The sequence below is a fragment of the Flammeovirga sp. OC4 genome, assembly GCF_000812565.1.
Taxonomy (GTDB): domain Bacteria; phylum Bacteroidota; class Bacteroidia; order Cytophagales; family Flammeovirgaceae; genus Flammeovirga.
Window position 1 is genome coordinate 80,972 of record NZ_JTAM01000025.1, and the last position, 11,580, is coordinate 92,551.

At 34.3% G+C, this 11,580-nt stretch carries 9 protein-coding genes and 1 pseudogene; 2 read left to right on the plus strand and 8 right to left on the minus strand.

Translation table 11 applies throughout. From position 1 onward, the window contains the following. Positions 1-63: 63 nt before the first annotated feature. Positions 64-900, plus strand: a complete 837-nt coding sequence (locus PL77_RS30680) for a putative zinc-binding metallopeptidase (RefSeq protein WP_052444472.1) — start codon at positions 64-66, stop codon at positions 898-900. A 1-nt stretch (position 901) separates the two neighbouring features. Here PL77_RS30680 and PL77_RS15660 read toward each other — a convergent pair whose 3' ends face one another. The 5 genes from PL77_RS15660 to tdh all read right to left on the minus strand — a co-directional run bounded on the left by PL77_RS15660 (position 902) and on the right by tdh (position 5,785). Further along, entirely contained in the window at positions 902-1,321 is a 420-nt protein-coding gene (locus PL77_RS15660) for a hypothetical protein (protein WP_044207211.1), read from the minus strand. Between the two features lie 289 nt (positions 1,322-1,610). After that, on the minus strand, positions 1,611-2,195 hold the full coding sequence (locus PL77_RS15665) for a hypothetical protein (RefSeq protein WP_044207214.1): 585 nt from the start codon (positions 2,193-2,195) through the stop codon (positions 1,611-1,613). 244 nt (positions 2,196-2,439) lie between these two features. After that, positions 2,440-3,159: a hypothetical protein gene (locus PL77_RS15670; RefSeq protein ID WP_044207216.1), complete on the minus strand. Its 720-nt coding sequence runs from the start codon at positions 3,157-3,159 to the stop codon at positions 2,440-2,442. Between the two features lie 323 nt (positions 3,160-3,482). Further along, positions 3,483-4,670, minus strand: coding sequence for a glycine C-acetyltransferase (gene kbl, locus PL77_RS15675; RefSeq protein WP_044207219.1), 1,188 nt, complete (start codon positions 4,668-4,670; stop codon positions 3,483-3,485). Between the two features lie 92 nt (positions 4,671-4,762). Then, a complete protein-coding gene (gene tdh / locus PL77_RS15680) occupies positions 4,763-5,785 on the minus strand; it encodes an L-threonine 3-dehydrogenase (RefSeq protein WP_044207221.1) in 1,023 nt (340 codons plus the stop codon). A gap of 479 nt (positions 5,786-6,264) precedes the next feature. On the opposite strand from tdh, the gene PL77_RS15685 reads away from it, so the two are divergent. Continuing rightward, positions 6,265-7,680, plus strand: a complete 1,416-nt coding sequence (locus PL77_RS15685) for a hypothetical protein (RefSeq protein ID WP_044207224.1) — start codon at positions 6,265-6,267, stop codon at positions 7,678-7,680. An 886-nt stretch (positions 7,681-8,566) separates the two neighbouring features. Here PL77_RS15685 and ilvC read toward each other — a convergent pair. The 3 genes and pseudogenes from ilvC to PL77_RS32015 all read right to left on the minus strand — a co-directional run. Next, on the minus strand, positions 8,567-10,048 hold the full coding sequence (ilvC, locus tag PL77_RS15690) for a ketol-acid reductoisomerase (protein WP_044207226.1): 1,482 nt from the start codon (positions 10,046-10,048) through the stop codon (positions 8,567-8,569). A gap of 90 nt (positions 10,049-10,138) precedes the next feature. Continuing rightward, a complete protein-coding gene (locus PL77_RS15695; RefSeq protein ID WP_044207229.1) occupies positions 10,139-11,023 on the minus strand; it encodes an AraC family transcriptional regulator in 885 nt (294 codons plus the stop codon). 303 nt (positions 11,024-11,326) lie between these two features. Beyond that, positions 11,327-11,580: pseudogene (locus PL77_RS32015) on the minus strand (hypothetical protein); the annotation flags it as partial.

An 11,580-nucleotide genomic window follows, 5' to 3' on the forward strand; every position in this document is an offset into this window, starting at 1 on the left:
AATTAAAGTACATAAGTTTTATCTAAAAAGAATCTATTTCAAAACATTATTGATTAACCTATTATGAAAATTGGCGTAGCTTTTATCCTATTATTTTTATCCATCAACGTATTTGCTCAAAAGAAAATCGGAAAAGATGTTGGTATATGGGAAGTTCAGAAGGGAGAAATAATAACGGGTAGTCAATATAACAATACGTTAGGAGTACAATATTGGAATTTTATCAATGAACTTTTGCCCCATGATTTAACGAAAGAATATGTTCATTGCTTTCGAATATATACCGATGGAGAAGAAGGAGATTTGGGCGGAATGACACTAATGAATGAAAGTAACAAAGATTGGCAATTAGAAATTGATATTGCTGATTTAAATTTGGAAGAAACTGATGAGAGCAAAATTTTAGATTATCAGCATACCCTGATTCATGAATTTGGACATCTACTCACTTTAAACATCACTCAAATAGAACCTACCAACGATGAATATCAGGATGACACCAAAGGATACCTCACCTCTGAAGGCTATGCTCGTAAGGATAGCTATTTACAAGCATTTGTGACCCAATTTTGGCCTGATGAAATTCTTTTTCAATGGGATAAAATTGATCAAATGAAAAATCAGAAGAAAAAGGAAAAAAGACTGTTTGATTTTTACTTAGATACTCCAAGGTCTTTTGTAACTGATTATGCCGCAGAAAGCCCTGAAGAGGACATAGCAGAATCATGGACGTATTTTGTACTTGATGAAATCAAAAGTGGCAATACGATCAAAGAACAGAAAGTTGCATTTTTTTATAATTACCCTGAGCTAGTTCAATACAGGGATGAAATTAGAACAAAATTAAAATTCATTCCTAAAAACTATTTGATGAGTTTTAGGGTAAAGTACGAGGATTGAATTAAACCAAAACGCTTAATTCTTCCTTAGCAGTAGTATGTGCTTCTTGTAAAGTTTTATGCACTGAATAATTAAATTTAGTATTGGAAACTAAAACGACACCCTTAAAAAGAATATTAGCCACCAAGTTTGGAATGACCATATAAGCCTTTCTAATGATATGAGCATAGTGTTTTTCACTATCTTTCACACCTTCACCTAAGGCTATTCTTGCCTCTGCACCCATCCATTTTACAGAAGTGGTATCAAAAATGAAGACAACTTCCTGATCAATTTGGTTAAAAATTTCCTTTTTCAAGATCTGATAGCCGTAAATGTCTTCTACAGAAGGTTCGTGTACGTTAGTCGTTATTTTGATGATTGGAAATTCTTCTAAATCAAAATCACAAAAGTTACAGTGGTAGTGTTTTTTTAATCGCATTTTAAAAATAGTTTTTGGTTATCTACTATTACATACATTTTTTTTCATTTTTAAGTTCAAATGGTACTCGTATAATTTTTAGATCAAAAAAGTAAAAAAAGAAAAAGGCCATCAAAATTGATGACCTTGACTGTAAGAGTATAGCATTAAGCTTTTGAAATACATAAGCATCCTTATGATAAGGCTCTATGGTAAATAATCACATACAAATCTAATTCATAGTAAGAGTAACAGAAATAGCATTTTTTATTTATTCAATTTTATGTCATTACATTATTAAAAGTACTCTCTAATGTTTTGCCCAATTAATCGATTTATTGATCATCCAAAGAAAACCAATTCCCCCATTCATATCCACGGCTGCTTCCATACCAATCTTCCATCCATTGTTACCGATCTTATAGTACACATCTACCCAAGCATTACTCCTATTCCAATCTTTATTAATATCGTGAGTAGATGTAAAGCCCACGGTATAATTAAATCGATTATTAGTTTGTATATCTATACCCGTGACAAAACCAATATTTTCTAACCGATTCATATCCTTACGTATTGTGAGATAAGGCATGACCTTATCAGACAGTTGATAGCCATAGCCCAATGAAAGAGAATAGTTACCCTGCATTTTGGTAGAGTGGACATCTGAAGCAGCAACCGGAGACATCCAATCGTTTACCCCCGCCCTAATATTCAACCAATGTCTACAATCACTTTTCCCTAATTGCTGCCAAGCTGAAAATTCAACTGAATTATCCCAACCTGCTAATTGTAAAATGGTGGTTTGTGCTTGTGTTTCATTCAAAGAGATAAGTACTACTAGGAATGAAATCAATACTCCATGATAAAAAGAAGCACTGTAATTATTTTTCATAAATCAATTTTTATTCATTCGTTCGAATTAACGGTATAATGAAAGAGCAGTTTCATATTCAATGTTAATGAGTTTAAGTAATTAAATAATTTTCAGTTTTATGTAGATTCAACAGTTCATTTATGCGATAAATTTAGTTTGAAGCAAATTAAAGAATTGATTATTCATTATGGTTTGTGAGGACGTTTTACATCCTGCAGTCATTGAAAGTAGAGGAAATCTTAGTTTAAACGCTATACCTCATTTATTGATGAATGCTTTTTACATTTCTTGCGTTGTAAGAACTTACTAAGTTCATAACCTTAATAATATCCCATTTTTTTACGTCTTCTACTAATTCAATCATCTCTGGATCATCGTACATAAAGCGGCGAAGTAATGGAACAATTTCTTTCTTTTTGGGTGAAAAAACAATTTCTCGACCTTCCCTTTTTAATACATAAATTTCCTTCTTTTGATAATGTAATTGATAAATATTGATGATACCAGTTTCAATTCTGAGTCCCATCAAAGCAATTTTTTTACGTGGTTCTTCATTTGATGTAACCATATTATTGAGTGGTACTTTCACTACCTCATAATAATTGCCTCGTTCATCTTCAAAAGACTTACACCTGTAGGACTGTAACCTTTGAGAAGGTTCACTTAAATCTCTAGTAAAGTAAATATTTTGCTCTAAACCCTCTATAGGAAAATAGTAGGTCCTTATCATTGAAGTACTCAGCTCATTCTGTTGATAACCTGACGCCGAAACATAGTTTGTCTTGTCCTTGATAATTTGTTTATGCCCTGATGTGGTTTTAAACCTATTCTTCACCACATGACCAATACTTTTTGATATCCGTACATACCCTTTTAAAGTACTATGATTCGTTTTTAAAATACCTTTTACATAATCAGTTTGAGCATAAAGAGTAGAGGATAAAAATATAAAATTTAAGATGAACAAATGAATATATCGCATAAAGTTGTTTGTTAAGTAGTGATGCACACTGTACACTAAATTTCACCGGTTTGAAAACTTGAATGATGAATTAGTATTAAAGCATTTAAATGTAGTCCTAAAAAATCTTCTTAAAAGTAAGCATTCTTCAATAAAAATGTAAAATGAACACTCAAAATTTATTTGTAACAATAATTTTTATACTTCAAAATACTTGTCATAACATGAAATTCTTGACGCTATTACCATCAAAGTACAATTCAATAAAAAAAGCTATAGAATAGAGAAGATAAATTCTCCCATCCTATAGCTTTTATTCTTTTATACAAGAATCAAAAAACGGATTAGATAACACCAAGTTCCTTTCCTACTTCAGTGAAAGCTTCTACTGCTTTTTCTAAATGCTCACGTGTATGGGCTGCAGAAAGTTGAACTCTAATTCTAGCTTGTTCTTTTGGAACTACTGGGAAGAAGAACCCGATAACATAAATACCTTTCTCTAAAAGTTTCTCTGCAAAACGTTGAGACAGCTCGGCATTATAAAGCATCACTGCACAAATTGCAGATTCTGTTGGCTTGATATCGAAACCGGCTGCTAACATTTGCTCTTTAAAGAAAGCCGTATTCTCATGTAAACGTACTGACAATTCATCAGTAGTATCCATCATTTCAAACATTTCAATACCTGCTGCTGCAATTGATGGAGGAATTGAGTTGGAGAATAAATAAGGTCTCGAACGTTGACGTAACATTTCAATTACCTCTTTTTTACCAGTAGTAAAACCACCAATAGCACCACCAAACGCTTTACCCAAAGTACCAGTGATAATATCTACTTTACCTCTGATATCAAAGTGTTCAGTAACACCTCTACCTGTTTTGCCAACCACACCTGCAGAATGACATTCGTCGACCATTACTAATGCATCGTATTTATCTGCCAACTCCACAATTTTATCCATTGGAGCCACGTGACCATCCATAGAGAATACACCATCCGTTACAATGATTCTGTAACGTTGTTCTTGCGCTGCGATTAACTGCTTTTCTAAATCTTCCATGTCGGCAGTTGCATAGCGGAAACGTTTTGCTTTACATAAACGTACGCCGTCAATAATAGAAGCGTGATTTAAAGTATCTGAAATAATAGCATCTTCAGCTGTTAATAGGGGCTCAAAAACGCCTCCATTAGCATCAAAACAAGCTGCGTATAAAATGGTATCTTCTGCTCCGAAGAAGTCAGCAATTTTCTGTTCTAACTTTTTATGTAAATCAGTAGCTCCACAAATAAAACGAACAGAAGACATACCAAAGCCATGTGTATCCATTGAGTCTTTAGCTGCTTTAATTAATCGTGGGTGATTGGATAACCCTAGATAGTTATTGGCACAGAAATTCAATACGGTTTGCCCTGTATTTAAAGTGATTTCTGCATCTTGAGGTGAAGTAATAATTCTTTCATTTTTATAAAGACCATCTGCCTCAATTTGTTTTAAGTCCTCTTTCAGACTTTCGTATATTTTTTTGCTCATGATTTCTTTTTTATAATTAGATTGTGGATGTTATTTTAAAGATTTGTTTTTTCTTTTGCGGGTAGACACATAGGTCTACCCCTACGTGTAATTTAATCCCAGTTAAGAATGACTTTACCACAATTCCCTGATTCCATTATATCAAAACCCTTCTGGAAATCATCTATACCAAAACGGTGTGTGATGATTGGTGAAACGTCTAGTCCTGAGAGTAACATTTGTTCCATTTGATACCATGTCTCGTACATCTCACGACCATAGATACCTTTTAGGGTCAATCCTCTGAATATGATTTTGTTCCAATCAACTTGTGCAGATTGAGGGAGTATTCCTAGAAGAGAAACTTTACCGGAATTGTACATTTTGTCAATCAACTGATTGAAAGCAATTGGAGAGCCTGAACATTCCAAACCTATATCAAAGCCACTCATGTTTAGTTCTTTCATGACTTCAGTCAGGTCTTCTTTGGCAGGGTTTACTACTCTTGTCGCACCCATTTTTTTCGCCAGCTCTGCTCTGTATTCATTCATTTCGGTGGCTACAATATGCCTTGCTCCTGCAAAACGTGCCACTTGAATAGCCATACTACCAATCAATCCAGAGCCTGTAATTAATACATCTTCGGCAATTAACGGAAATGAAAGTGCGGTATGTGTTGCATTTCCAAGAGGATCCATGATAGAAACAATCTCATCTGGAATTTGCTCATTGATTTTCATCACATTAGATCCCGGAACTTTTACATACTCTGCAAAAGATCCATCTGTATTCACTCCAATACCAATTGTAGTTTCACAAATGTGTTGTCTTCCTCTTCTACAGTTACGGCAACGCCCACAGGCAATATGCCCTTCACCTGTTACTCGATCTCCTTCTTTAAAATCTTTTACTTCACTACCAAATGCAGCCACGTGACCTACATATTCATGGCCAATTGTCTGACCTACACGAATTGTTTGTTGTGCCCAAGCATCCCATAAATAGATATGTAAATCTGTACCGCAAATAGACGATTTCGATACTTTAATTAGGACATCATTTGGACCTACTTCAGGAATGGCAACATCTTCCATCCACAAGCCTTTTTCGGCTTTAGACTTTACAAGTGCTTTCATGGTTATATTATATTTATGTATGGTAGTATGTATAATTTATTGTTGGATAATATAATCCCTATTTCATAACTAGAAATCAAAATTATCATTTTTCATTATATAAACTAAAGGTTGATTTAGCATTAAGAATATTTACACTATTATACCGGTTGAGTACTTCTTTATATTAAATAAACACAAGTAAAGTATCACAAAATATTACCCTAAAAACACATTCAATTCTAAAATAATCTATCAAAATTACCTAAAACTTTAAAAGAAATTATTTTTAGATAAAAATTAAAAATACTTCCATAAAATTCTGATTATTGACTAATAATTCTTCAATTCAGATGATTATTCTGTTTTATTCTTTTTCTAGAACTCTTTTCTTTCAAAATTATAATGAAACGGTATTAGGGGAAATCAAAAATGGTATTGGGGGAAAGTACAACATTGAAAAGGGCGTTTGTATAGTTATCAATCACAAATAAATCGATATGAAACACAATTTTATTTTACTATTTACAATCGTATTGACAACAACGTTTTTCTCCTGTACAAAAGAAGAAGATAAAGTCACACCAATTCACGCCAAGACCCCTGAAAATTTAAATGTCGAACTCATAGATCAAAAAGCGATATTCACATGGGATATCCGTTCAGCCGAGAGTTACACTTTCCAATTAGCGGTGGACCAAGAATATACAGATGTCATTTTTGATCAAATGGATAAAAAAAGAACGGAGTCTCCCATTGAAATTGATAGTACAGAAAGTGATGTCAGTAAAGGGAAAGTAACGTTTAAGAATATCCCTTTTAATCATCGATATCATTTCAGAGTAAGAGCAGAAATTATTGATACAAAAACCGAAAAGTCAACGAGTACTTCCGATTATTCAATGGTTAACTTTATGATAGAGGATAAAACAAAACCTGTTATTCCTACCACAAAAGTGAGTGAAGAGCAAATCTCTTTTGCATCTTTCAATCTTGATTTCCCAAAAGGATTTGACCCCAATAATGAATTAGATATTGAACTCGAAGTTTCCAAGGAGGAATCATTTTCAAGTAGCATGACCTTCCGTTATTCCTCATATTATGGTGCAAATGCAACGAATCTGGAACCCAATACTGAGTACTATTACAGAGTGATTCCGAGTGAAATCAATCAAAATGTACGTCCTTCAGAAGCATTGACACTAACCACTCATTCTATGCCTTTGATTGATATGGATAAATTTAGTTATAGAACTACTGGTGGCGGCCCCTATTATTTCACTTTAGAATTTGAACCCCAAAATCCTGAGCTGATAATCTTAGCTACTTCCCATGGTAATGACTTGAAAGCTGTTTCGGAGGTTTCTATAAAACAAGATTTTGAAATCAACGCAACAATATCTGATACTCAAAAAATTACAATAGGTGATCCTCCTTACGGTTATTTTAAAACGGCCGATGCCTTAGGAAGTACACTTTACGGAAGGGCACATTTAAGAGTAGGAAACTCTATTGACGGTAATTATTCTACTATTATCAGCAAAAAAATGCCAAACGCTGTAGGGGTTATTGATGGAGATGTATTGGAATTTGATCTTGAAAATAATGGTAATGAACGCCTATTGCATTTCAAAAATAGAGGTGATTCAGAGGTAGAGATCACCATCACACTGGAAAAAGAATTGGAAGAAGGAAAAGAAAATAAAATAATTTTTGATAATGATTTAGGTAATCAATTTAGCATAAAAGTAGATGGTAGAGAGTATAAGTCCTCTCAAAACAACTTCTCTATTACTCTTTATAAAAATGGACAAACGATTCGTATGGATGATTTAATACAATCAGTTTCATTTAAAATTACCGATGGTAATGATCGTCTTAACCTTTATCATTTTGGTTTGGGAATAAGATCGTAAAGTAATGTAGTAAACAAGTAATAATTGATCACCCTCTTCGCTCTTTGAGTGTTGAGGGTATTTATTTAGTCATTGATTTTTTTCATAATTAATCACTAGATAAAAAGAAAATTATTTTAACTAACAACTAACTTAGTTTACAGTGTATTACATAATTATTCAAGTTTCACAAGCAATTATAGGCTCTACTTTCAAGCTTCTTTCTTCTTCATTTTGTCTTAACACAAAAAGAAGCAAAAAATTCAAGGCTTAGAAGGCAATGCCAGGGGGAAAACTACCAAACTAAAATGGTAGAAAACTCAATGGTGCGAATGTTAAACGTCAGCGTCATTCGTGTCCTTCAAATCATCAGAAATCTCCTGATTTCTAAACAATATAAATACGTAAACTTAGTTTACGTTAATTAATATGATTACTTTTTTGGGGGAAATGATGCTGTATTGTGGTTCGCAAGGACGTTTTACTAAAACGTCCATACAGAACTGTACATTAAAAGATCATTATAAAACACTTTTCTTTTGATCTGTAGACAATCATCTAGCAGTAAATTCCCCGGCCTTGAAGGGAAAAGCGTGAAGAATTTCATGAATTGAGCCGTTAAAAATGATTTTGTTGTTTGAGCGCAGCGAGTTTAAAATCATTTAGGCGAGAGGAATGGAATTTAGCTTTTGACTTCTAAGCCTAGATTTTTTGCTTCGTTTTTCATCAATGGAAAAATGAAGAAGAAAGAAGCTTGAAAGTAGAGCCTATAATTGCTTGTAGAAAGATTGACTGAAATTTGACGATAATTTAGTTTACAGCGTACTTAGTTTTATCGTACTTTTAAAAGAAAAAAGGCTCCCTAAATGGGAGCCTTCCTCTTATTATTAGAAATAATTATTATTCCTTATCCTAAAGCAATTTGCTTCATAGCAGTCATTGCTCCTCTTAATCTTGAACCCACAGCCTCAATTTCGTGTGATCTTAAAGCTTCGTTTACTTTGATCAATGTCACGTTGTCTACACCGTTGTCTTTACCTTCGTTGTAGTCTTTACCACAAATATCAGCTTCAACACCTTTCATGAAGTCCGCTAATAATGGCTTACATGCATGATCAAATAAGTAACAACCGTACTCCGCAGTATCAGAAATTACTCTGTTCATTTCGAACAATTTCTTTCTTGCGATTGTGTTAGCAATCAATGGAGTTTCGTGAAGTGACTCATAGTAAGCTGACTCACCGATGATACCCGCTTCTACCATAGTTTCGAAAGCCAATTCAACACCAGCTCTTACCATAGCAACCATCAATAAACCTTTGTCGTAGAATTCTTGCTCAGTGATCTCAACATCAGCAGGAGCAGTTTTCTCAAAGTTTGTCTCGCCAGTTAAAGCTCTCCAGTTCAACAAGTTTTTGTCATCCTCAGCCCAGTCTTTCATCATAGTAGATGAGAATTCACCTGAAATGATATCGTCTTGGTGCTTTTGGAATAATGGTCTCATGATGTCTTTTAATTCTTCAGACACTTCGAAACATTTCACTTTAGCAGGGTTAGATAATCTATCTAACATACCTGATACACCACCGTGCTTTAATGACTCAGTGATTACTTCCCATCCGTATTGGATGAATTTAGCAGCCCAACCTGCATCGATTCCTTTTTCAACCATTTTGTCGAAGCAAAGGATAGATCCAGTTTGTAACAATCCACAAAGGATAGTTTGCTCACCCATTAAATCTGACTTCACCTCAGCTACGAAAGATGATTTCAAACATCCAGCTCTATCTCCACCAGTTGCAACTGCATAAGCTTTCGCTTGTGCCCAACCTTTACCTTCTGGATCGTTTTCTGGGTGTACAGCGATTAGAGTTGGAACACCAAATCCTCTCTTGTACTCTTCTCTTACTTCAGATCCTGGAGACTTAGGCGCTACCATGATTACTGTTAAATCTTTTCTGATCTGCATTCCTTCCTCAACGATGTTGAAACCGTGTGAGTAAGATAATGTAGCTCCTTGTTTCATCAATGGCATTACAGACTCCACTACGTTAGTATGTTGCTTGTCTGGCGTCAAGTTGATTACTAAATCAGCTGTAGGAATTACTTCTTCATAAGTACCTACTTTAAAACCAGCTTCAGAAGTGTTTACAAAAGATGCTCTTTTCTCATCGATTGCTACTTGTCTTAAAGCATAAGAGATATCTAAACCTGAGTCTCTCATGTTCAAACCTTGGTTCAATCCTTGTGCACCAGCACCAACGATTACAATTTTCTTTCCTTTCAAAGCCTCAACGCCTTCGCTGAACTCTGAGCTGTCCATAAATTCACATTGTCCCAGTTGGTGTAACTGCTCTCTTAACGGAAGTGTATTAAAGTAATTTGCCATGGTATATAAATATTTTTAATGAATATCTTTTTTGTCTATCACAAATGTGAGTAGAATAATCAATAAGTTTGTGGTGTTTTTAAATAAAGTTTAGGTACTTTTCAATGATTCCTCTCTAAAGGCATTTGGCGTCTGTCCGGTCAACTTCTTAAAAAACTTACTGAAATAAGATTGATCTTTGAAGTTGAGATAGTGACAAATTTGCGTCACTGTCATGTCAGTATGCTTCAGAAGTCGCTTAATTTCAAGCACTTGCTTATCTTTTATTAATTCTTTTGATGTTTTCCCCGTCAATCCTTTTACCGTTTGGGTCAAGTGATTTTCAGTTACATTGAGGAATTCCGCAAAATCTCTCACCGATAAATTGTCTTGGTATTTTTCCTCAATTAGTTCTCTAAACCTTTTCACTATCAGATGTCCCTTGCCTTTTTCGATGGCACGTTGTTCTTTAGGGTAGATCTTATTACAGGTATTCAAGATCAAATCTAAAATCGAATTGGCCATTTCGTGAGAAACTACATCTGTCTGATCCATCTCATCACAACCTTTGACAAACAACTGTGTGAGAAAAGCAACATCCATAGGTTCCTCTAATTTAAGTGGAGGGTTTTCCTGTTTGAGATTAAAAAAGAATGGAAATTCAAGTAACTTGTTTTTATTGCTCTTATCAATCAAATAAAACTCAGCCGTAAACAGAAATATATAACCCGCAATGTCTTTTGACAATTCCAGTTTGTGTGCTTGACCCGGACTTAAAAAAAACATACAAGGAGGTTCTATTCGATATTCGTTGTCGTCAATGACATGAAGTCCTGATCCCTGCGTCAAAAACAACACCTCAAAAAAGTCGTGCTTATGAGGGTATTGTACCTCAAAGTGACGATTGGCGTCAAACACTTCAATTTGAAATGGGTGCTTTGAATTTCCTATAGGCTTGAATCTATCAAGGCTGTATGTGGGAATTAGATTTTTCAAGAACAGTTGATATGGTTTAGATATATTTCGTTTGTCAGCTTAAATAATGCCCAAAGAAACCAAAGTTGCCTTTAATAAGCAAACCTTACTTTTGTAAAATTTATACGAATGTTGTCAAGCCTCCAATATTTTTCAAAAAAGCAGTTCAAATACTGTTTTTAGGGTTTGGAAATCTTATACTGATTCGTTTTTTCTCTAGTATGATGACTTGTAGGGTTTTGTTTTTATTGTGGTAGGTTGGAAACATTTAAAAAAATTAGCCCTAGGTTACACCTTCACTTAATATTACTAAGCAGTGAGGTACTACTTTTTGATTAACTCCTCTACTTCAGCAATAGTTAAGCCTGTACCTTTCGCCACTTGCTCAATGGTTAAATTCATAGAAAGTAAATTTTTAGCTGTTTCAATGGCTTTTAGTTTTGCTCCTATCTCTATACCTTCTTCCCTGCCTTTTTTCCTTCCTTTTGCCTCTCTCGTATCCAAAGTATTAACATAATCACGAAAACGTTTTAAATCTTCATCATACAATTCTTGATCGGCTTTGGGAAGGGCTGTAT